Annotated in this window: 22 protein-coding genes and 1 pseudogene; 16 read left to right on the top strand and 7 right to left on the bottom strand. The window is 47.1% G+C overall.

What is annotated here, in order from left to right:
• Position 1: 1 nt before the first annotated feature.
• Positions 2-1,621: an alpha/beta hydrolase gene (locus L5M71_RS08755; RefSeq protein ID WP_263206970.1), complete on the bottom strand. Its 1,620-nt coding sequence runs from the start codon at positions 1,619-1,621 to the stop codon at positions 2-4.
• 93 nt (positions 1,622-1,714) lie between these two features.
• Between L5M71_RS08755 and L5M71_RS08760 the strand changes: the two genes are divergently transcribed.
• The 7 genes from L5M71_RS08760 to L5M71_RS08790 all read left to right on the top strand — a co-directional run bounded on the left by L5M71_RS08760 (position 1,715) and on the right by L5M71_RS08790 (position 10,099).
• On the top strand, positions 1,715-2,086 hold the full coding sequence (locus L5M71_RS08760; protein WP_131524556.1) for a GntR family transcriptional regulator: 372 nt from the start codon (positions 1,715-1,717) through the stop codon (positions 2,084-2,086).
• Between the two features lie 33 nt (positions 2,087-2,119).
• Entirely contained in the window at positions 2,120-2,983 is an 864-nt protein-coding gene (locus L5M71_RS08765; RefSeq protein WP_263206972.1) for an ABC transporter ATP-binding protein, read from the top strand.
• Positions 2,980-4,296 (top strand): ABC transporter permease, encoded by a 1,317-nt coding sequence (locus L5M71_RS08770; protein WP_263206974.1) that lies wholly within the window; start codon positions 2,980-2,982, stop codon positions 4,294-4,296. Before L5M71_RS08765 ends, L5M71_RS08770 begins: the two co-directional genes overlap by 4 nt.
• Positions 4,297-4,488: 192 nt before the next feature.
• A complete protein-coding gene (locus L5M71_RS08775) occupies positions 4,489-6,297 on the top strand; it encodes an AMP-dependent synthetase/ligase (RefSeq protein WP_219251699.1) in 1,809 nt (602 codons plus the stop codon).
• A gap of 142 nt (positions 6,298-6,439) precedes the next feature.
• Positions 6,440-8,896, top strand: coding sequence for a toxin-antitoxin system YwqK family antitoxin (locus tag L5M71_RS08780; RefSeq protein WP_263206978.1), 2,457 nt, complete (start codon positions 6,440-6,442; stop codon positions 8,894-8,896).
• Between the two features lie 120 nt (positions 8,897-9,016).
• Complete coding sequence (locus L5M71_RS08785) at positions 9,017-9,427, top strand: acyl-CoA thioesterase (protein ID WP_173497266.1); 411 nt, start codon at positions 9,017-9,019, stop codon at positions 9,425-9,427.
• Between the two features lie 123 nt (positions 9,428-9,550).
• On the top strand, positions 9,551-10,099 hold the full coding sequence (locus L5M71_RS08790; RefSeq protein WP_131524567.1) for an HPP family protein: 549 nt from the start codon (positions 9,551-9,553) through the stop codon (positions 10,097-10,099).
• Positions 10,100-10,120: 21 nt separating this feature from the next.
• Here the strand turns inward: L5M71_RS08790 and L5M71_RS08795 are convergent, their stop codons facing one another.
• Positions 10,121-10,384: a GNAT family N-acetyltransferase gene (locus L5M71_RS08795; protein WP_263202563.1), complete on the bottom strand. Its 264-nt coding sequence runs from the start codon at positions 10,382-10,384 to the stop codon at positions 10,121-10,123.
• Between the two features lie 61 nt (positions 10,385-10,445).
• The gene (locus L5M71_RS08800; protein WP_105253036.1) at positions 10,446-10,874 is read right to left on the bottom strand and encodes an acyl-CoA thioesterase; all 429 of its coding nucleotides are present in this window, start codon (positions 10,872-10,874) and stop codon (positions 10,446-10,448) included.
• Positions 10,875-11,068: 194 nt separating this feature from the next.
• On the opposite strand from L5M71_RS08800, the gene L5M71_RS08805 reads away from it, so the two are divergent.
• The 6 genes from L5M71_RS08805 (at position 11,069) to L5M71_RS08830 (ending at position 14,814) form a co-directional block, all read left to right on the top strand.
• Positions 11,069-11,428, top strand: a complete 360-nt coding sequence (locus L5M71_RS08805; protein ID WP_105250930.1) for a MerR family transcriptional regulator — start codon at positions 11,069-11,071, stop codon at positions 11,426-11,428.
• Between the two features lie 67 nt (positions 11,429-11,495).
• Positions 11,496-12,074, top strand: a complete 579-nt coding sequence (locus L5M71_RS08810; RefSeq protein ID WP_263202565.1) for an NAD(P)H-dependent oxidoreductase — start codon at positions 11,496-11,498, stop codon at positions 12,072-12,074.
• A gap of 26 nt (positions 12,075-12,100) precedes the next feature.
• Positions 12,101-12,496 (top strand): GFA family protein, encoded by a 396-nt coding sequence (locus L5M71_RS08815; protein ID WP_263202567.1) that lies wholly within the window; start codon positions 12,101-12,103, stop codon positions 12,494-12,496.
• A 3-nt stretch (positions 12,497-12,499) separates the two neighbouring features.
• The gene (locus tag L5M71_RS08820; RefSeq protein WP_263169376.1) at positions 12,500-12,850 is read left to right on the top strand and encodes a MerR family transcriptional regulator; all 351 of its coding nucleotides are present in this window, start codon (positions 12,500-12,502) and stop codon (positions 12,848-12,850) included.
• Between the two features lie 216 nt (positions 12,851-13,066).
• Complete coding sequence (locus L5M71_RS08825) at positions 13,067-13,453, top strand: carboxymuconolactone decarboxylase family protein (RefSeq protein ID WP_263142254.1); 387 nt, start codon at positions 13,067-13,069, stop codon at positions 13,451-13,453.
• Between the two features lie 269 nt (positions 13,454-13,722).
• A complete protein-coding gene (locus L5M71_RS08830; protein WP_263169374.1) occupies positions 13,723-14,814 on the top strand; it encodes a hypothetical protein in 1,092 nt (363 codons plus the stop codon).
• Positions 14,815-14,930: 116 nt separating this feature from the next.
• On the opposite strand, the gene mtnC is transcribed toward L5M71_RS08830, so the two are convergent.
• Positions 14,931-15,611, bottom strand: a complete 681-nt coding sequence (gene mtnC / locus L5M71_RS08835) for an acireductone synthase (RefSeq protein ID WP_105253037.1) — start codon at positions 15,609-15,611, stop codon at positions 14,931-14,933.
• Between the two features lie 381 nt (positions 15,612-15,992).
• Here mtnC and L5M71_RS08840 point away from each other — a divergent pair, with 381 nt between their 5' ends.
• Positions 15,993-16,421: a hypothetical protein gene (locus L5M71_RS08840; protein WP_168826872.1), complete on the top strand. Its 429-nt coding sequence runs from the start codon at positions 15,993-15,995 to the stop codon at positions 16,419-16,421.
• 300 nt (positions 16,422-16,721) lie between these two features.
• On the opposite strand, the gene L5M71_RS08845 is transcribed toward L5M71_RS08840, so the two are convergent.
• On the bottom strand, positions 16,722-17,060 hold the full coding sequence (locus L5M71_RS08845; RefSeq protein ID WP_317630041.1) for a hypothetical protein: 339 nt from the start codon (positions 17,058-17,060) through the stop codon (positions 16,722-16,724).
• On the opposite strand from L5M71_RS08845, the pseudogene L5M71_RS08850 reads away from it, so the two are divergent.
• Positions 17,059-17,512: pseudogene (locus L5M71_RS08850) on the top strand (hypothetical protein); the annotation flags it as partial. The gene L5M71_RS08845 and the pseudogene L5M71_RS08850 sit on opposite strands and share 2 nt — an antisense overlap.
• Positions 17,513-17,547: 35 nt before the next feature.
• Here L5M71_RS08850 and L5M71_RS08855 read toward each other — a convergent pair.
• Positions 17,548-18,273: a response regulator transcription factor gene (locus tag L5M71_RS08855; protein ID WP_168826873.1), complete on the bottom strand. Its 726-nt coding sequence runs from the start codon at positions 18,271-18,273 to the stop codon at positions 17,548-17,550.
• On the bottom strand, positions 18,266-20,386 hold the full coding sequence (locus tag L5M71_RS08860) for an ATP-binding protein (protein WP_263206981.1): 2,121 nt from the start codon (positions 20,384-20,386) through the stop codon (positions 18,266-18,268). Before L5M71_RS08860 ends, L5M71_RS08855 begins: the two co-directional genes overlap by 8 nt.
• 294 nt (positions 20,387-20,680) lie before the next feature.
• Between L5M71_RS08860 and L5M71_RS08865 the strand changes: the two genes are divergently transcribed.
• Positions 20,681-22,561, top strand: a complete 1,881-nt coding sequence (locus L5M71_RS08865) for an InlB B-repeat-containing protein (protein ID WP_263206984.1) — start codon at positions 20,681-20,683, stop codon at positions 22,559-22,561.
• Position 22,562: the final 1 nt, after the last annotated feature.

The following is a 22,562-nucleotide window of genomic DNA, read 5'->3' on the forward strand; positions in this document are numbered from 1 at the left end:
CTTATTCCTTAGCTCCAGTGCTGGCGTGATCATCTGTTGTCGTGGTTTTTGTGCTGGTCGTATTAAGCGGTTCCACCGAGCTGGCATTTAAATAAAAGCTGCGGCGCACATCTTTGTTTAAACACTCGCCGTCGAGATTGTTGACTGAGCCCGAGCGGACGAGATCGGCAATCAGGTTATTGGCGCAGGATTGATAGGCCACGCCGTGGGTCGCGTAGGGCGCAATAAAGTGTTTGGCATTGGTGAGTTTTTCCATGGCTAACTCGCCCCAGCTTGGTGGGGTGGCGGGGTCGATTTCGCCGGATAACAACAAGGTCGGAATGTCGCTGCTGATAGGTTCGCTAAAACTGTCATCGACCGCGGGGACTTTCCATACTGAACAAGTCGCCTCTAAGCCTTCGAGCATGGTTCTGCCCATAAAGGATTTTTTGGCCTGCTCGCGCATGATTGGGGTAATGCGGTGCATATCTTCGCCACAGACCACAGAGGCGTGCATGCCCATCGCCATGCCAGCATTGTCGATAGTGAGGGCATATAGGCCGAGTATGGGTTGGAAGTTGTTTTTCGATGCTTGATGAATCGCATGGGGCAAGAGGGCGCGCACATTGGCTTGATACAGTGCCATGCGGATCGAGCCAGAGAATTTACCGCGCGTCATGGTTAACATGGTTTTTTCGCCCGTGACGGGATCGTAAACGTTTTCCATCACAGGGCCTGTGGCGAGCTTAGCGTCGACTCGCTCAAAGTCTGCCTTTAACTGGGGGAATTGACTGTTACAGGCGGCGGTTGCTTGGCAATCCTTAAACAATAAGTCGAAGCCACGATCAATCGCAGAGCCGATTTCTAATACGCTTTGCTGCATGGGCACTATGCCGTCTAAGGTCACTGTGGCTAAGTGCTCTGGATATAAACGCATGTAAAGTTGCGCCATGCGAGTGCCGTAGGAGATGCCGTAAATATGCAGTTTTTTATAGCCTAAGTGCGCACGTACGGCTTCGAAGTCTTTAATCGCATTGAGGCTGCCATATTGGGTCACGTCGGCATCAATTTTGGCTAAGCATTTTTGCGTTTCGGCTAAGGTATCGACATTATCGTCATCGAAGGACAGTGGAGATTGAGCACCTTCATCGCAGGCCAGCACATTCGAACGGCCTGTGCCCCTTTGATCGATCAGTAAAATATCCCGCTGTTGGCGGACTTTGCTCAGCATGGCATCGAAACCTGCCGCGTTCTCTATGGCCGATTGTCCTGGGCCGCCGGCAATCGCTAGCAAGGCTTCTTCATGGTTGGCATTTTTCACCGCAGGCAAAACAACGTAATGCACTTGGATCTGTTTGCCATCGGGTTTGTTAGGGTTTTCTGGCACAGTCATAAAACCGCAGTTTAGGCGATCGGATACGCCTTCCACATAACAAGTGTCGGTCTTATTCGCGATATCTGCCGTCGCTTGTGTCTCTTGGCTTTTCACCTCACTCGCCCACGTCGCCGTACTTGCCATTGCCAGTATGAGGGCGCTCATTCTCAAAGTACGCGTGCGCCATGTGGCACCATGCCGTGGCTGAGTTGGCACAAGGCGTTGAACTGTGTTGCTTAACTTCCTGTGTGTCATGCTATGTATCATGCGCGCTTTCCTTTTTGCATTTCAGGACGAGTGTGTTAATTTAAATACCAGTGTATCGGTGTATCAATGTATTAATACAGTGTGTAAAGGCTAATGTTAGAACTTTTAAATGTCAACCCCAGCAGTGGTGAACCCATTTACAAACAATTACACGAACAAGTCGTGCGTTTAATTGTGGGCGGTCAACTGCAAGTGGAAGACGTATTACCCTCAGTGCGCCAGATTGCCGAGCATTTAGCGGTAAATCCCATGACAGTTTCCCGCGCCATTCAACAGCTGGTTGACCAAGGTTGGCTCGAACGCCGCCGTGGCCAAGCGACAAAAGTCGCGTTGCGAACTGAGACTATGGCATCGGGTATTAGCCTGCTCGAACCCCAGATCTATGCCCTGTTGTCGCAGGCAAAGCAGTTAGGTGTCAGCTTGCCAGAGTTGCTGCAACTGCTAAATGAGCGCTGGCAAGATTAGAAACGATAAATAGAATAAAAAGGATGAAATTCGATGGACCAAAAGCGCACGCCAATACTTGAATTTAACCGAGTGAATAAAGTCTTTCGCGGTAAAGGCGCAGGTGAAAAGTGGGCGCTTAAGGATTTATCGTTAACTTTGTCGGCGGGTATGGTGGTGGGGTTATTGGGGCAAAATGGGGCGGGTAAATCGACCCTAATGCGCTGTGCCTTGGGTGTGCTCACACCGGATTCTGGCAGTATTGTTACCCTAGGCGAAACGCCCGAAAATTTAACCTCAAAGGCAAAGGAGCGTTTAGGTTATGTGCCGCAGCAACCCTTTGGTTATGAAGGTTTTACCATTGAACGCGCCCTCGATTTACACCGCAGCTTTTATCCCAATTGGGACATGCAATTAGAGCAAGATTGGTTGGTACGTTTCGAGTTAGATGTGACCCAACAGGTGCAGCGTTTATCAGTTGGGCAAAGGCAATCATTAGTGTTAATTATGGCGATGGCCTATCGCCCTGAGTTGTTAATCCTCGATGAACCCGTTGCCAGCCTCGACCCTATAGTCCGGCGCAAATTTATGGTCGATTTGTTCGATCTCGCCCTCGAATCTGGTTCTGCCGTGCTGTTTTCATCCCATATCACTTCAGATCTAGAGCGTGTCGCTAGCCATGTCGCACTGATAAAACAGGGTGAGTTAGTGCTGTTTAAGGAAATCGATGCCCTGCGTGAAGAAGTGCGCCTACTCACTCTCGCGCCTGAAGCTGTTTTGCCCGAGTCAATTACAGTGCTGAGCCGTGTTGGCGATTCAGTGCTGGTGGATTTAGGTGAGCACAGCGCGTCAATATCAGGCGTGTTAAAGAATGAAGCCTTAAACTTGGAGCAACTGTTTATGGAGCTACACAGATGAGTGCGGCGCACCATAAGCAGATACAAGTCGCGAAGGGCAAAAGAACGAGTCAACGAATGAATCCTTTCAAGGGCATGCTGCGCTTTTGGTGTTTTGATATCGGCAGTGTGAGCTTTTTAGGTACGGCTATACTGGGGGTGATCTTAGCTTGTATCGCTGCGGTTTATGGTAAAAATGATAGTGCTGAACTGTTGTTTTCTATGGGTATTATCTCAAGCTCGGCGGCGGTTGCATGGCAACTCATACGTCTGATGGCGAATGAATGTGCACAGTTAATTCCCCATTATCGTCGCCATATCTACATTCAAAGTGTCATTGTTTTAGTCAGCGTTTTTGGCATAGGAGTCTTGTTCTGTTTGGCTTTAGGTTTGACGGCTAGCCTAGCGAGCTTAGTGCTGGCTTTGGTGATGAGTTTAACTTTTATTTGGCTTTGTTTACTCAGCACTCAGTGGTTTTATGCTTCGTTTTTGCTCTTTGTCTTAATGCCATTTATCCCATTGATTACAGGGCACATTCCCCTTTGGCTAAGTGCTATTACCCTGCTGATTTTAGGTATGCTGATTGCGCGTGCATGCCGTGTTTTACCTTGGCGTGCTGAGGCGAGGACGGTATATCTCAATGGTCTCGAAATGGGCTGGTTTTGGCTGCCCAATCTGCAATCCATGCGTATCTTGAGTCGCTTCGAGCGTTATTTGCATCCGACCAATTTCTTTATTGGCCCTATGCTCACCATTCTATTGTTATTACTGCCTATATTAGCCTTAGTGCTTGGGCTGTTGTCGCATCAATTTCATTGGAACGCCCCTGTATTATTGTTTTTGGCGCAGTTCAGCGTGATTAGTTGTTCGTTGGTGCATTGGAGCCGAGTGCAACGCTCACGCTCGACAGAAACCTTATTGTTGATGCCAGGGTTTGATGGTCGAAAAGGACTCATAGCGGCATTTTGCCTTGGACAGCAAAGACTCCTGAATGTGGTCGTCGGCATTATGCTGACGTGTAGTCTGCTGTTGGGCTGGCTCAATGGTGATCTGAATATGCAGTTAGTGGGTCATCTCGTGCTCAGCACTTACTGGGCCTGCGCTTTGACGTTAGGTTTTGGCTGTATGTGTCGCCGAGTTTTGCATATCACGCTTACTATGATGGTCGTCGCGGGGCATTCCCTGTGGGTGTCCATCAGCCTTACCTCTTTACGTGATGGCGGCAATTTAACTAATTGGTTGCTATGGGATCTACTCTTAATACTGCTGGGGCAAGCGGTACTGATTTGGGGCAAGAAAACCCTCTGGAAGGGCGATGTTATGAGAGCATGTTGACGTTCCGAGATTAAATTTTGTTCGCTCTGGCAAGTAAGTGAAACTAAGAGTGGTACGCCGCTAAAGCCTATTTACAGCGTGATTTGGGCGACATTTGCACAACATTAGAGCAAAAACTCTTAGTTTTTATTTGGCCTTCAGGTAGAATGCTGCAAAAGCGGTACACTTGTAAGCTAAAAAGGTGAGTCTCTTATGTCTCTCGATCAATATCATGTTATTCGACTACTACAGCAGCAGAGCGAGTCTTTAAAAGACGCAGTAGCGCTGGAAGGTTTTGAAATGGCCGCTCCTTGGTATCAGGTGAGTTGGCAAGCCTTCGACCAAATCAGCAGTAAAATTGCACAAGTGTTGATCGAACTTGGCGTACAAGTGCAAGACCGTTGCGTTATTCTGGCGCAAAACTGCCCGCAGTGGACTTGTGCCGATGTCGGCACTCTCAAAACTCGCGCCGTTGTGGTGCCAATTTATCCCACCAGTACCGTCGAACAGGCGAGCTTTATCGTTAACGACGCCACAGCTAAAGTGATTTTTGTCGACGATGCTAAGCAATACGCCATGGCGTGTGAGTTGCAAGCCTTATGCCCAAGCCTAGAGCATGTGATTGTATTCGATGCCAGCGTGACACTCGCTGCCGATAAGGCCAATCAGCATTGGCATCTAGATACCCTACTGGCGGGTGACACTCAGTTAAACATTGAGCAAGAAGCCGAGCTTAATCAGCGTTTACAAGCTGCAAATCTCGATGATTTACTGACCTTAATTTATACCTCCGGCACGACGGGCGATCCTAAGGGCGTGATGCTGGATTACCGTAATATGGCGTCTACCATACGCCAGCACGATCAAAAACTGGCCTTCCATTCTGGCGATGTGTCTTTGGCATTTTTGCCATTGAGCCATGTATTTGAGCGCAGTTGGAGTTTCTACGTCTTGTGCCGTGGCGGCCATAACGTCTATCTGCAAAATACCCAAAGAGTGAAAGAGGCGATTAGCGCCGTGCGTCCACATACCTTGTGTGTGGTGCCGCGTTTCCTCGAAAAAGTGTATAGCGCCGTACAAGATAAAGTCGCCAAATCAGCCGACGGTCGTAAGAAGTTGTTTGCTTGGGCGATGCGCGTCGGCCAACATCAGTTCGAAGTTGGCCAAGGTCGTGCTAAGGGCGGATTGTGGTTGTCGCTGCAATGGCGTTTGGCGCACAAGCTGGTGTATAGCAAGCTGCAAGCCGTGCTCGGTGGCCGTTTGAAGTTTATGCCTTGCGGTGGCGCAGCCTTAGATGTGAATGTCGGTAGTTTTTTCCATGCGATTAATATTCCAGTACTTTGTGGATACGGTATGACAGAAACTAACGCGACTGTGACCTGCAATACCTTAGGTAATCGAGTGCCAGGTTCCAATGGACAACCTTTGCTGGAAACCGAAATTAAGCTAGGTAAGGACGATGAGATTTTAGTCCGCGGCGCGACTGTGATGCGCGGCTATTACAACCGTCCTGAAGATACCGCCGCTGCGTTTGAAGATGGTTGGTTAAAAACCGGTGATGCAGGGCGTTTCGATGCGAACGGCAATTTATTTATTACCGATCGTATTAAAGAATTGATGAAGACCTCTAACGGTAAATATATCGCGCCGCAAAGGGTTGAGGGCGCCGTGGGCTGTTGTCCTTTTATCGAGCAAGTGGCGATTATTGCCGATGCGCGTAATTATGTGACCGCTTTGATTGTGCCAGCGTTTGAGTCACTGGAAGCGTGGGCGAAGGACAAAGGGCTGAAGTATGAGTCACCTTTAGAATTGCTGCGCCATAGTCATGTGGTTGAGCATTTTGAGCAACGCTTAAAGCAGTTACAGCATGAGTTGGCCGGTTTTGAACAGATTAAAAAGTTCACTCTGTTGCCTGAAGCGTTTTCGATGGAAGCGGGTTTAATCACCCCAACGCTCAAGCTGCGCCGCAAGATGATTTACCATAAATATGCCCATGAAATAAATGCTATGTACAACAACTAATTGTTAACTTGTTGTTGCTAAAGGCCGCAGAAGCGGCCTTTTTTTTATCTACTACTTCCTGAAGTGCTTTTCTTCGCTTAAAATTCGCCCCGTTTACTGGTGCGCATGAGGCGCGAGGCGTCGGTATAAAAGGTGTAGTTAAATGGAACTTTCGATTCGTAGTTTATTCGCTGCAGTGAGTGCGGTGTTGTTATCTTCTTTAACTGTCATTCCTGCAGCTGATGCTGAGGATTACGACAAAATCGTCCATGGCCCAGTGGACTTACCTAACGGGCAATGGCTCAATTTCTATCAAAAAGATCATAAAGTGTGGGGCGAAATGCTCTATGGCGATGCGCCCGGCGTGCGTCTTGATGATTATGGTTCTGCTGAAGTGGTTGCGGTTTTTTACCTCGATTTTGATAAAGGTGGCACCAAAGAAGTGGTTGTCATGCTGAAAGATGCCGATGGTCAGCATTTACGGGGCTATGGTTTTGAAGGGGATGATCTCACAAAACTCCCCCGTCTACAGGTTGTGCTCGATGAAGTGGCACCAACCTTAACCTCGTTTACCGTGGGTAGCGTTCGTAAAGTGTTAAGCCAAATTCCGCCGCAACAATACCGTATGACCTATGATGTTGACGCGATTGAAGATTCCACCATTAAAGCGGTTGTCGATGGTTCTACTAAGCTCAAGCCGACCTTAGTGGGTTATCGTAATTCCGAAGGTTCACCCGTCGATGTGAAGACAGCCGTCGAATATAAATTACGTTATCCACTCACTCGCAAAGATAAAGATGCCCAAGGGATTGAGCGCCAATATAGCTTAGTGACCACCTTTGATCGCAGTGGATATAGTGAAGAAGATGGCAGTTTTGTGTTGGTGAGCGTGGCCTTTGAGGCCGATGACTTTGATTGGCTTAAAAGTGGTGGTGCCGTGATCCCTAAAACTGGCCCATCCTACGATTTTATGAGTATGAGCATGGCGAGTACTTGGGCAGGGCTTGCCAGTGAAAGTCATTATGCCCAAGGCGTGCTTGATGGCCCATATGCGGCCTACGATGGTCGCAATGGTAGCGTGGTTTACTCTGGTAACTACAAACAGGGCAAAAAAGTCGGTAAGTGGATGGAGACAGAGAACCAAGCCATTTATTGGGAAGGCGAATATCTTGACGGTAAAAAGCAAGGTAAATGGATTGCACAGTCGATGTTCGATGAGGCCGATAGCTTTGGTTTTGCCCATTACAATCAGGATGTGCTCGACGGCCCCTACGAAGTCTATGAGCCCGATTATGACTCCAGTGCAGAAGGCGATAAGCGATTAGTGGCAAAAGGCATTTATCTCAATGGCGTAAAAGATGGCGAGTGGCTTGAGGCTGATGGTAGCAAAGGCCAGTATCAAAAGGGTGTGAAGCAAGGCGCTTGGGTCGATAAAGTGACGAGCGGACATTTCCGTGATCAAGTAGGTGAAGGCGCCTATCTTGCAGGAAAACGCACTGGCCCTTGGGTATTTAAAGCCGAAGATGGGACTCGTACCGAAGTGAACTATGTCAATGGCTTACGTCAAGGAGAGTCTAAATCATTCGACAAAAATAATCTGATGTTTAATACCCGTCATTATGAGCAGGGTCGCCTTAATGGTCAGAGTATTTGGTATTCAAGTCCGAATGTCGTGGTGGATATCGCTAACTACCGCCAAGGAGAGTTGGATGGTCAGCAAATGCGCTTTAATCCCCAGAACGGTGAGCTGACTGAACTAACGAGTTATAAATTCAATGAAGCGGTGACGCTTAAGCCTTCGCACGATGAATGTATTATGCGTGAGAATCCCTACTCAGATGATTGTGAAGGGGTGATTAATGGTAAAAATGAAGCAATTTCATCGATAAAACACGGTGAGCAGCGCGAATATCATAGCAGCGGCTCCTTGTATAAATTGGCTTATTACACCAATGGCGCTGTAGATAAAGAATATCAGTTTGATTCCAATGGCCGTTTATTAAATTTAAAAACGTACAAAGCGGGTAAGGAATACGGCCCAAGTATCAGTTATTCCACTGATGGTGGTTACTCACTCTCCCGATATGGTCACCAAGTGAATAACCGTGTCTCTGGCCCCCATTACAGTTTCTATCCTAATGGCCAATTAAGAAGCCTGTGGAACTACTGCCAGCAAGAAGGCGAAACCTGGAACGGTGAACCTTATTTCTGGGATAACGCCATTGCGCGCTGCGGTATACAGCGCGAGTACTTTGATAATGGTGCCGTGAGTTGTATTGAAGACCTCGATAGCAATTATGCCGTGGATAAAGTGTGTTACGACATGAATGGCAAGATAGCGAATGAAATGCTGCGTATCGATGAACAGCATGTGGTACACAAGCGCTACATTAACGGTGTCATCTATTCCGAAGAGCCGGGTTTTGCCGATTACTCACATATCACTAAGGGCCGTAAGATTTATCACTTAGAGAACCCAAAAACTCATGGGGTGTATAAGTCTTATAAAAATGGCAAGTTAGAATACGAGAAAATGTATGATATGGGTAAGGCTGGATGCCTTAAAAAGTACGATGCTAACGGCAAGCAAACCCCAGAAACGGCGAGTTGCCAGTTTTAAAATGCTGGTTTGGGCTAGTGGCTAGAACCTGTTTGGCTTAGGATAATGGATGAGTTTGGTGGTTTCATTGCGATAATCACCACGCTCTTCCATTCATAAAATAATAAAAAGGAAGTTTGCATGTCAGCCACAGAATACAGTCTCGAAATCAATCCAAGATTTACTGAAACCGACGGCCTAGGTCATATCAACAACACTGTTATCCCCGTATGGTGCGAAGCGGCGCGCACGCCAATCTTTGAGATTTTTAATCCTGAGCTGGATTTACATCAGTGGAACTTAATCGTAGCGGGGTTTACCGTGGCATTTATCGCGCCGACTTACTATGGCAAGAGTGTCACAGTAAAAACCTATGTCAGCCGTATTGGTAATAGCAGTTTCGAGCTGACCCAAACCTGTTGGCAAGCGGGTAACAAGACCGCCGAAGTGAAAACCACACTCGTACATTACGATTACAGCAGTGAAAAAAGCCGCCCGATTCCTGAAGATATCCGCGAAATGCTCGCTAATCTGAGTGGTGAAAGCGCTTAGTCTGCTTACTCTTTCGGTCAGCGTAATTGCAATTGCGCTGCTGAAGGGTTAATTTGTCGACCCGCTAACTGTGATGCAGATCACTTGTCTGTATCGCTTAATTTTTATCGGTTCGGATTAACCATGAGATTCTATTTTACCCGCATGCGATCGAAGGACATTTGTCCACCAAGACAGCCACTTAAAAAGATTGTGTGGTCATGGGTTGGGGCTTTCTGTGGCATTTACTTGGTTGCGAGTCTCGCAAATTATATGAGTGAAAACCTTGTCGACACTATGTTTGTCATTGGCTCGTTCGGCGCGTCGGCTGTGCTAGTGTACGGTGCACCGCTGGCGGAGTTTTCTCAGCCGCGTAACTTGATTGGTGGCAGTGTGTTATCGGCCTTAATTGGGGTCGCAGTGTACCAAGTGTGTGGCGATTATGTGGTGCTGGCGAGCGCCTTAGCGGTATCCCTGTCTATCGCATTCATGTACCTGACTCGCACTCTTCATCCACCGGGCGGCGCAACGGCATTGATTGCCGTGATTGGCGGTGAAAACGTGCATCAACTCGGCTTTCTTTACGCGTTAATGCCAGTGTTCCTCGGCTCAGTATTACTCTTACTGGTCGCGCTGGTGGTCAATAACCTCTCCACCGATCCCAAGCGCCATTACCCTGTTTATTGGATTTAGCGAACTCGTTCTTAAATCTGCCTATTTCAAAAACTTCTGCACATACCAGCAGCTGGCTTGGATAGTAAAGTCTTGGCCTTTAGCCCACTTTAAGCCGTGGCGCACTAAGCGTTCGGCAAGGCCTTTACCGCGCAGTTCGTTGGGGACAAAGGTGCGGCTAAAATCGATATCCTTGCCTGATAATCGGTATTCCAACACGGCTTCATAGCCGTCGACAGGGATAATAAAACGCTGTCTATCCTGTTGATGTTCAATGGCGATCTCGATATTTTCGTTATCTGGCATACATGCTTCCCTCAAGGTATGGCCTAAAGTGTGCTGGCAATTCGTTATTGATTTGAATAGCTTAAGCGACTTCGTGTTGTTTGAGAATCGCCAGCAGTTCTGCCGGTAACTCGGCTTTTTTGCCCGTTTTAAAGTTAAACATCACCGCGACTGAAGTGCCTAAGGTGGTTACTGCCTGCTGCTGTTTACTAAAAGCCTGATAATGCATGGTAAATCTATCGCTGTGAATATCGCTAATGCTGACACTTACCAATAAAGTATCGGGGAAAGTCACTGGGCGTTTATAGCGAGCCTGATTTTCGCTGATTACGGGGCCAATGCCGGATTTATACAGGGTATCTAGCGGGAAGAGGCGATTGAAAAAGTCGATACGTGCCGTTTCAAAATAGCGGAAATACACCACATTATTAACATGCTGCAAGGCATCCATTTCGCCCCAAGCAACGGGGATTTGGGTAACGATAGGGTGCTGTGCGAGAAACTTTTCCATTGCCTGTTCTTGTACACCTTCTTGCAACTGTTGTTTAAATCCCATGATAAAAATCCCAAGTTAAAACGCTCGTTTAAGCGGCCAGACTAGCAGCATAAGATTGCTGCGACAAGTCTTGGCCTAAGCTGATACTGTGGCTGATAATGGCAAGCAATGCCGATATGAGTAATGTCTTTAAAGGGTTAGGTTGAGCTATGTATATTGGACAAGCGGCAAAGCAAACTGGGCTGTCGATAAAAGCGATTCGCTTGTATGAGGAGTGGGGGCTAATCGACACTCCCGCACGTCAGGGGCGTTATCGTATTTATAGTGCGGCGGATATTAGGCTGTTGTTGCTGATCAAAGAGGCCAAAGCCCTCGGCATTAAGCTTGTCCAACTAAAAGATTTACTCGAACAAGGCGATAAGCATGCTCAGTTAGCCACAGTGCAGGCTTTTTTGTTGGGTATAAAAGCGGATTTTTTACGCCAGATAAGTGAGTTAGAACATAAAGTCACTCAGTTAGATGCCTGTATTGATGGGCTCACCTCCTGTGAGTCGCAGCTGTTACCTTAGGTCTTGACTCTCCCCTTAGGGGCAGAGTTTATGCTATTTGTCACATTGACTGTTATGGAGTTTCATCGTGGCAAAAAAGATTTTAGTGATCTGTGGTAATCCTAAGGCGCAGAGTTTTTGTGAGCATCTGGCTGAAACCTATGCCCAAGCGGCGGCAGATAAACACTCAGTGAGAATCGTCAAACTAGCTGAGCTGAATTTTGACCCGAATTTGAGCTATGGTTATCGTCAACCTCAGCCACTCGAAGCCGATTTGCAGACGTTTCAAGCGAATATCCAGTGGGCGGAGCATGTGGTGATTGTCACCCCGATTTGGTGGGGCGGTATTCCTGCTAAGTTTAAAGGCTTAATCGATAGGACATTTTTATCTGGGTTTGCATTTCAATATGAGAAAGGTAAATTGATACCCGCTAAGTTGCTGCGCCATAAAACCTCGCGAATTATCATGACTATGGACACGCCGCCTTGGTATTACAAGTGGTTTCAAGGCGCTCCCGCGCTCAAACAGCTTGATACCGCCACCTTAGTATTTAGTGGTTTTAAGCGGGCTAAGTCCAATATGTTGGGACCAGTGATGAGTGCTAAGGAGCCGCAATTGCAACAATGGCGAGCGTTGGTGCAGCGGCTGGGGAATTTAGGTTTATAGAATCTAGGCGACACAAGGAGTGGGGTGTGATTAAACAAGTGGGCAATACTCTTATTCAGCCAAAACACAGAGCGTCCTGCCATTGCGGTGCCGTGGTATTGGAGCTGTCATTGTCTAATGGCATCGAAAATCCACGCCGTTGCGATTGCTCTATCTGTCGCCGTAAGGGCGCAATGGTTGGCTCTGTGCCGCTGGCGGGGATTAAGATCCTCAAGGGGGAGGATGCGCTGAAACTCTATGAATTCAATACCAAAACTGCCAAACACTACTTCTGCTCTATCTGCGGTATTTACACCCATCACCAGCGGCGTTCCAATCCCCATGAGTATGGTTACAACATTGGTTGCCTCGAAGGGGTCAATCCATTCGATCTCGAAAATGTGCCCACGAATGATGGCGTTAACCATCCTGCGGATCGTTAGATTATGAACATAGGTCAGTTTGCTGCACTCACAGGGCTGTCGGCGCATACGCTCAGGTATTACGAGAAAATTGGCCTACTGCAGTCTGTTGTGCGAAATGGCAGCGGGCATCGTGATTATGCGGCGAAAGAAGCGGAATGGATTGGGTTTATCAATCGCTTAAAAGAAACGGGCATGCCGTTAAAGCAGATATTGACCTATGCCGAGCTGCGTGCCCAAGGCGATGTAACCGCTGGCCAGCGACAGCAGTTGCTCGAGCAACATGCAACACAATTGGCTGAGCGTATTCGCCAAGAGCAGGAGCATTTGGCTGCTCTTAAGCAAAAAATTCACTATTACCAAACTCATTTTTAGTGGCTAAGCTCAGTCGCTAACATTTGTGGTTAAATGCTAAAAAGCTAATATTATTTACTTTTCTATTTGCTTGCTTGTGCCTCTAGCCAGCGAGTTAAGTAGAGGGGCAGTCTTACTGATCCGCATTGCCTGTGTCATGCATCAATGAACCATTGACTTAGAGTTAACTCTAAGGTTTAGGCTGCTTGCTGTGATTTAATCCAGCAGGAGCTAAAAATGAGTAATCAAAGATATGTGCAGGGCCTCGCTAAACTGACTGAAATCGACGGTGAGGCGGGGGAGAAAGTCATCCGCAGTCTTGCCGATATTTGCCCTGACTTAGGCAAGTACATTATCGAATATCCTTTTGGGGATATTTATCAGCGTGAAGGGCTCGACCTTAAGACGCGGGAGCTAGTGACAGTTGCCGCACTCACGGCGCTAGGGCATTGCCAGCCACAGTTAAACGTACATATTAATGGCGCATTGAATGTGGGTTGTACGCCGCAGGAAATTGTTGAGGTGATATTGCAAATGTCGGTTTATGCTGGCTTTCCTGCTGCACTTAATGGCATGTTTGTCGCTAAAACCGTATTTTCTGAGCGGGAGTTAAGCGTCGTTTAGTTAGTCCTGAGTCAGGTTTATCGATTTGCAAGAGTGACCATAAGGCCGCTTTGATTTCCTCTCTCAAGTTCATTTTAGTTGGATTTAAACGGGCGATGGGGTGTTGCAGAGCTTTCATTCGACTCTAAACAGAACGTTCGACTTTGGCTAGAGATAGCCAAAGTGACCAATATACCGAGATTGAGTGGCACAGTTGCCATCACTGTGCTTTGCACATTACAGTGGCAAATGTTGCCCGTCTTACTATTTCAATGGAATGTAAAATAATAATGAATTTAATCGGTTACATTGGGTCAGCTCGCCAATACTTGCGAAAGCTCAGCTTACCATCACTGAGTGACATCCGTTTAGGTTTGGGCAAGTTCTGGCGCTGTCTTATCCTAGGGGTTGCTAAGTTATCCTTTGCGCAAAAGCTGTATCTTATTGCTTTGATATTGGCTTTTAGTAGCGAGTTAATGGGGTTGGTCGCTGTGATTGCCGTAATCGCTATGGCCATCGAGTTTTGGCCTGTGTTCGAGCGGGTTTGGCACAGTTTGGCGGGCAAAGCTGTGTTGTTGCTGTTTTATGCGATGATTGCCAACTTTGCTTTGGGCTGGTCTGGCGCGATAGTTAACGAAGTGGTTGGGGTATCAGCAAGCGATCTCAATTACACCCATAACTTAGCGATTTTACTCTATATGCCCGCTTGGTTTTTGATGGTAAGCGCGATCGTGCTGCTGGCATTACAGTTGATTATTCCTATCTATTTAATATTGATCTTTTTGCTTAAACCTTTAGGTGTCAAATCGTTACGGCTTACCTCGCATACTTCATTCCGTAAAACGACTTTTTTGATCCGTATCGTGCTAGCGACTGTGGTTTTGTATCACTTGAGCCTGTTAATTGATTTAGAGACGCGCATTGAAACCTCATTTGGCAACTTTATTACCTCTCCCCAAGAAGCCGCTAAGCATGCGCCTCGCGAGCCTAAATCGGGACGGTTGCCGGATGCGACCGATGTGCTGACGGTACCGATTGTAGAGCTAACTCAGACTGCTCTTGACTCTGAAAGCGATAAATCGAGCAAGGCTGAGAATAGTAATGATGACGGCGAGCTGGAAGAGGAAGAGCGCAAAAAGGCCTACGCCTCGGTGCGAACTCAATATCAGTACTTAGTGCGGCAATGGCTAGCTACGTTCGCATTTTCACTTGAAGCCAATGGCCGCTCGCGTTGTAAAAAGCCTGCCGAGTCGAATGTGATTGAATTAAATGATTACGAGATTTTGTTGATCACACCCGATAAGAATGCGGATTATGGTTATCGTTTTGAGGTGGAAAAATGTATCTCGGCCGCGTTTCCGTTGGCGGTGAAGGGCAATTGAGTCAATTAATAAAAAAGCGACCACAAGGTCGCTTTCGTTTTATCGGCTAGCTTGAGCTGACTATCGTGTTATTCAACCATCACGTTATTCAACCATCACGTTATTCAACAATCGCATTATTCAATCAGCAGCTCATCGAAGCTGCTGATTTTGCGGAACTCGCCAGTGCGTTGCTTGCTGTCGCGAACCATTTGGCAGGTCATCATGCCCGCAGCGTCGGCAGCCTTTAATTCTTCAATAACATCAGACACAAACAGTACTTGTTTGGGGCTTAAACTGATGGTGTTGAGGATATTGCAGTAAGCCTGCTTATCTAATTTGTTGCCCGTGCGAGTGTCGAAATGGCCGTTAAACATTTCAGTTAAATCGCCGCCGTCACTGTGGCCGAACAACAGTTTTTGCGCGTCGACAGAGCCGGATGAAAAACTGTAAATACGCAGATTTTGTGCGCTAAAACGTTTCACCGCTTCAATAAAGTCCGGGAAGATATGGCCCTTAAATTCGCCATGGGCATAGCCTTGTTTCCAAATTAACCCTTGTAAGGTTTTAAGTGGCGTAGCTTTACGGTCTTCGTTGACCCACTGTTGCAGGATCTCAGTTACACGCGCTAAGTCAGCCTCGGGCTCTAGGGCGATATCTTTAGTGTCACAAATACAGTTTTCAACCAATACATTGTGTTGGTTCTGTTCTAAAAAGTCTGGCAAGGCTTTGACAGAATAGGGGAATAGTACATCTTGGATAAAGTTTAGGTCTGTCGTGGTGCCTGCTGTGTCTACGACTATGGCTCTGATACCCATAATGTTTTGATACTCCACAATATGTTGGCTAAAAAATGCAACTCCGATCCTAAGCGTTATTGGTGAAATTGGCTAGTCTATTTCACCCAAACACATGGGCAAATTGTGGGTGATATCACTAAGCGATAAGATTGAAATTTGATTAATCTAGTAATTTTAAAAGCTTATCCACTGATTATCCGAGAAAACACTAACTTGATACTGGATTTCATCTCGTTTATTGCGCACAAGTTTGTGGTAGACATAAGACTATGGTCTTAATAGCTAAGGGAAATTTAGGCTGCTATTGTAGTTAAAGTCTCTTTACTCCTTTATACCTTGCATGCTGTGGTTTTCGGGAGACGAGACAGCATATTTCACCTGCGAATAGAGAGACCTTACATGAAATATTTACCCGCACTTGGCTTTGGTATCCTATTAGCCTTATTGAGTTTTATCAGCTTCTCATTGGTTGCCAGCGCGGGTTATATGTTGGACATGTTGAGTGCGGTGCCTCACATCTCGCATAACAGTGTGGAGTATCTTTTGTTGGCGGCTCACGATGCGAGTTTGCTGATATTGCTTGCAGGTTTAGTGCTTTATGCTTACCACAGGATCTTTCCTAAACTTCCCTTCGATTGGTTTACCGCTGTGCTTATCCAAATGCCGCTTGGCTTGGCGGTACTGGTGTTAGATGGTTTTACTTTAAACCTTTTTTCATTCAAAGGTTTTGCACTAACGCTGACCACTTTAGCCGCTTCATTTGGGGTGTTAAGCCTCTTTTGGTTGCTTCAACGTAGAGCTAAGCGCTTCGAGGCGAGGTTGAGCTAAAAAATTGAGAAGACCAAAAAATAAGGCCATTAAAGTTGTTTTCAATGGCCTTGATTTTGTGAATTTACAATTTAGTCAGTAGAGAGTGTTCGTTGATGTATGTTCTAGAATTGATAGCTGAGGGCCAGCTTGTAGTTACGTCCCGGTAAGGTTTTTTCTTCATCATCAGGCCAAACCGAGTAAGTCTCATCCTGAGTTCTAGGCTCGCTAACCAAGGGGCTTGATATGTAAGATATACGCTGTGAAGTTGATAGCCTTCTGCATCCATTCCTCTTTTGAGCTGAGCCTCCGGAAGACGGGTCATATCCATGGCAGTCGTAATGCTGAGATCAGTTGCCAGATGATCCCAAGATTGATTTTATCTTGTGGAGTACTGTTATAGGGCTGGCGAATATCTTCAATAGTGCCAAGGTAAAAGTTGGGCATGCCCTCGACATCCATTTTCACTTGGCTGTAATTAGCAAATAGATCAAGACTGTTGTATTGATGGGTTAATTCTGCTTCGATACCGCTCGAATAGAGCATGCCAATATTTTTACTGGAATAATCTCTATGTGTGGCTTCTGTTGGGGAAGCTGGTACTTTTTGACCATCGACAATGTTGTACATATAAGGTGTGGTGTCGATATAATTTTGCATTATGGCGGTGCCGGGCAAACAGCTGAAACATTGGCTGGCGAATTTGCAAAATAACAATGCCCAGGGTGAGTTTTATCTAACCGATATTATTGCGATGGCACATCGGGATGGCGTTGAAATCGCTACTGCCCATCCAGCCATGTCGGTAACTTTGTTGAACTGAAAAAAACCGTGTTAGGCTAAGGTTCTAAAGCCAATCATCTGACTTATCTGGGGGATGCGGTTATCGGCAGTAAAGTGAATGTCGGTGCTGGCACTATCACCTGTAACTACGATGGCGCCAACAAATTCCAGACCACGATTGAAGATGGTGTGTTTTTGGGTTCCAACAGTTCACTGGTGGCGCTGGCTCTGTGGTGACACATGACGTCGCTGCCGACGAATTGGTGGTCGCACGGACCAAACAACGGCATATCAGCGGTTGGCAAAGACTGGTCAAAATCAAAAAATAAGCTGATTTAAGCGCTATCGTAGCAGCACGACTGGTTTAGCGTGCTGTTCCTTCTTTGATGCCTACTTCCGGCCATTCCTGCACTAATAAGTAGCCCTGATTACGGTAAGTCACCAGCAGTTCTTCCGCTTGACCACTCAGCTGCACTAACTTTTTCCGCAACCGGCTGATGGCAATATCCAGTGCCCGGCCTGCCAGATAAGTATCTGTTTCACCCAATGCCAGCGCTAATTCTGTTCGGCTGATAATTTTTCCCTGATGGGCAATCAGTTTAATCAGCAACTGTTGCTCGTTTTCACTCAATTGCAGTGCATGCTGTTGATAGCACAGTTGACGATTTTCCAGATTAAGCCGGAACTGTAAAAACCGCAGATCGGGTACAGTCACAGCGTGCGGCGGCAAGCGACGCAATAAACCCTGGATGCGAAGCAATAACTCCTGCGGAAATACTGGCTTGCAAATGTAGTCATCAGCACCAGCGCCCAGCCCTTGCACCCGGCTTTGTTCCGACGCGTTGGACGAGATCAAAATTTTACCGATGTGGGGTTTGCATAGCTGGCGGCACAGTTCAATACCACAACCATCCGGTAATTGCACATCGGCGATCAGCAGTCGTAAATCTGGTTGTGACAACATGGACATGGCGGCAGCCAGCGAATGTGCCAGGCTGACCTGGAAACCTTGTTGTTGCAGGAAGGCACTGAGCGCCAACCCAAGCCATTCGTCGTCTTCAACCAACAACACCCGGATTTGTTCAGTCATGCCGCACTCCTTCGATTTTTTGCCGTAGCAACTGCGCACTGCGGCTGGCAAGCTGACTTAATGGCTGTTGTGATGCGGACACTCGACTGAGCTGGGTTTCTAGTGCTGCCAGCCGCTCCGCCAGCAATTCCAATCCCAAAGTAGCTGCCATACCACGCAATTGATGCAGATTGGCCTGCAGTTCAGCGCCATGCAAACTGGGCCACTGGCTGATCTGCTGTTGTAATTCGGCAGCCAGCCCGGCTAATTTTTGTTGCACCAGTTGCGCCGGTAAATAACAGGCGAAACTTTGAAAGGTCAGGCTGTTGGCTATTAACGGCCAGGGCAACAATTGACGAATACTTTGTTGTAACTGTGCCAGCTCTACCGGCTTAGTCAGCACTTGTTTAATGCCTGCAGCCAAACAATCCTGCTGCAATTGCCGGCTGGTATCGGCGGTTAATGCCAGCACAGGTGGCAGTGTGCTTGGCAGGGGGCCAGCCAGCTGTTGTTGCAACTGCCGGAACAAACTCAGGCCATCACTGTCTGGCAGATTCATATCTAGCAATATCAGCTCAAAGCTGTGTTGCTGACAGAGACCAAGCGCTTCTGCCGCAGTGGCGGCCACCAAAACCAGATGACCATCGTGTTGTAGCAGTGCTTTAATGATCTGCTGATTTAATTCAACATCTTCTACCAGCAAAATATGCAGAGGTGGTATGGTACTGCTGGCGACAGTCGCTATGGAATCCGAAGCGCTGATCGGTGTCAGCGGCAACTGAAAGTAAAAACAGCTGCCAACACCGGGCTGGCTGGTAAATTTTAATTCCGCCCCCAATAATTGCAGTGCTTTTTGACATAAAGATAAACCCAGGCCAGTACCTTCCCGCAGTTCCTGCTGCGAAGCCCGGATAAAAGGCGTCAGAATATCGCGCTGGTCGTCAGGGTTGATGCCAATACCACTGTCTTCGACCGCAAAGTGGATGCTGTGTTGTGGTCCGGTCTGATCCGTCAGTTGCATCTGCAGCCGGACAAAGCCATGATCAGTATATTTAATGGCATTCCCCAGCAAATTGATTAGCACCTGCCGTACTTTGCCCTGATCAAAACTATAGATTTGCTGCGAACTCAGCTGTTCTGTTTGCAAACTCAAGTGTAATTGCCGTGATTGCGCCAGTGGCTGCATACTGTCGACGATACTGTGCAACCAGGGAACTAATAAGGTGTCCTTTGATTGGATTTGCACCTGACCATGCTCCAGACTGGCATGCTCCAGCACTTGTTGCGCCATCGTCGATAATGCCATGCCTGCGTCAATAATAATGCTGCAGTCCTGCTGTAATTGCTGATCCTGTTGCCGCAATTTCATCAGTTGTGCTTTGCCGACAATGGCATTTAACGGGGTTCGTAATTCGTGGCTCAATGACGCCAGAAAGCGGCTTTTTAACGCGGCTTCGGCTTTGCTTTGCTGTTGTAAAGTATCCAACATCTGAATGCGTCGTTCGGAACAGAGCAGAAAATAACTCAGTGTCAAACCATAGACCACAAAATATGATAAAGCCGCCACCGCCACATTTAACAGGTTGAGGCGAAAGATGCCGCCTAAGTCACCGACCAACAGGATATATGCAATACGATAGCTCATCAGCATGATTAATAACATCAGGACCGCCTGAAACAGTTTGACTCCTAACGAAAACCCTGTTTTTTGCTTGGCTCTCAGCACCCGGATACTCAGCAAGCTACAAAGGGAAAACATCAGACTGACCAGGATAATGCGGCCATCGGTATAAGGCGTGATATAGGTGAAATACAAAAAAGTCAGGCTAAAGCTGAGCGTGAGTAAGGTTAACAAGTTTTTGTTGCGCTGGTAGCCGAAGAATAAGCGGGTGCCCCATAAAATGGCTAACACTGCGGCCAGCAAAATATGGTTGGCTAACACCACTCCCAGCCAAACCGGTGTCTTGCTTTGAGTACTGAGTAATAACAACCCTAGCGGCAGCAGGCTATTGCCAATCGCCCACTGTTTCGGGCCAGCAAAATCTTTATTCAGCAGATATAACGGCCAGATAAATAAAGCACAGGCCAAAGTCACCATGACCGAAGCTAACGAATGCGCGAGCGGATCCAACATTACCACACCTGGAATGCCTTCAATCGGCATCTCTGACTACTACAACCTAGCTATTTTACCCTGTTTAGTGAGGAATCATAGGGTAACTTTCGTACCTATTGCGGGTTTAATAACAAACCAGCGCTGCCGTTACTTTTCTACTTTCCCGACTGCTACATCATCGACAGCTGTTACATGACGTTACACAGCATCCGGCCTTTTTGTTCAGAAATTGGAACCAACATGTTAGCATCCGGCAATTTTTTATTCTGGTGAATGACTCACCACTGATTATTACTTTGCTATGGAGCAGATATGATTCGCCTCTTGCAGTTAGCTATTTTGTGTATTGCCCTGACCGCATGGCCCGGCTGGGCGATGCAAATTTTTGTCACAACGCTGACCGGTAAAACTATTACGCTGGATGTGGAAGGTTCTGACACCACTGAAAACGTGAAAGCTAAAATTCAGGATAAAGAGGGTTATCCGCCTGACAGTTATGCTTTGTTTTTTAAGCAAACTAAAATGGCAAACGATGTTTACACTTTAGCTGATTACAACATTGGCAAAGAAAGTAAATTAATCATGCTGTTGCCTGATAGTTACCTTTTTCAAGGTCCGCTCGCCGTAAACGGTTACTGTTCCAGCGGTTTCTATCCTTCGATCCCGGGCGGCGGGGTTTTAATTTTGGCGCTATCGGGACCAGGCGGTTATTGTGCAATCAATGAAGAAGGGTTGGTGAGTCATGCAAATGCGTTCAATACAACTGGATTTCGCATCGAAAATTCCAGAGCCACTTTTATCCCGAAAAGTATTCTGTTAGTTAACAAAGCAGATAAGCAACTCGTTGCTACTGTTACCTCTCTGGACAAAGATAATAATGAAATTTTTCATGAAAATTTTACGATTGAGCCCGGGACTAATGGACTAAGTTTGAGCGCTGCTCATGGTTATACTGGCGACTTATCAATTCAATTGAGTCAGGGCGCCGAGGTTTACCTCAAAGGCTTTGGTATTATTCCAAAGCCTGAGAATACAGCACCGATTCTTTCAGGTCAGCCAGCAACAACGGTGTTTGCAGGTAGTTTATATAGTTTTACCCCAACAGCGTTGGATGCTCAGGGAGACAGACTAACATTTTCCATTGCCAACAAACCCGTTTGGGCAACTTTTGATACTGCCACTGGCGGCCTATCCGGCAGTCCAGATTTTGAGCATGTTGGTGACTATCCCAATATCCAAATCAGTGTCAGTGATGGATTGTTGAGTGCGTCATTAGCAGCATTTTCTATTCACGTGAAGGCTCCTGTTTACCAGGTCAGTTTTATCGATGCCGATGGCAAGCCATTATCGACCCAGCAAATCACTCATGGCCAAGCGGCGACAGCACCAGCTGTGCCGACACGGGAAGGGTATACCTTCACCGGTTGGGATGTGAGTTTTGCTAATATCACTTCAGCTTTAACAGTGACGGCGCAATACAGCCAGAATGTATATTTCGTAAGCTTTGTTGATGCCGAAGGTCAGTCATTATCGACCCAGCAAATTACTCATGGCCGGGCGGCAACAGCGCCAGCTGTGCCAGCGCGGGAAGGGTATACTTTCACCGGTTGGGATGTCAGTTTTGCTAATATCACTTCAGCTTTAACAGTGACGGCGCAATACAGCCAGAATGTTTATGTCGTCAGCTTTGTTGATGCCGAAGGTCAGTTATTATCGACCCAGAAAATCATTCATGGCCAAGCGGCGACAGCGCCAGCTGTGCCGACGCGGGAAGGGTATACCTTCACTGGTTGGGATGTCAGTTTTGCTAATATCACTTCAGCTTTAACCGTGACAGCTCAATACAGCCAGAATGTGTATGTCGTCAGCTTTGTTGATGCTGAAGGTCAGTTGTTATCAACCCAGCAAATTACTCATGGCCGGGCGGCAACAGCGCCAGCTGTGCCGACGCGGGAAGGGTATACTTTCACCGGTTGGGATGTCAGTTTTATTAACGTGACTTCAGCTTTAGCAGTGACGGCGCAATATAGCCAGAATATGTATGTGGTCAGCTTTGTCGATGCCGATGGCAAGCAGATTGCGACCCAGCAAATTACTCATGGTCAGTCGGCAACAGCGCCAGCTGTGCCAGCGCGGGAAGGGTATACCTTCACCGGTTGGATGTCAGTTTTGCTAATATCACTTCAGCTTTAAC

This window comes from Shewanella sp. SW1 (assembly GCF_025653545.1).
In the GTDB taxonomy this organism is placed as follows: Bacteria; Pseudomonadota; Gammaproteobacteria; order Enterobacterales; family Shewanellaceae; genus Shewanella; species Shewanella oncorhynchi.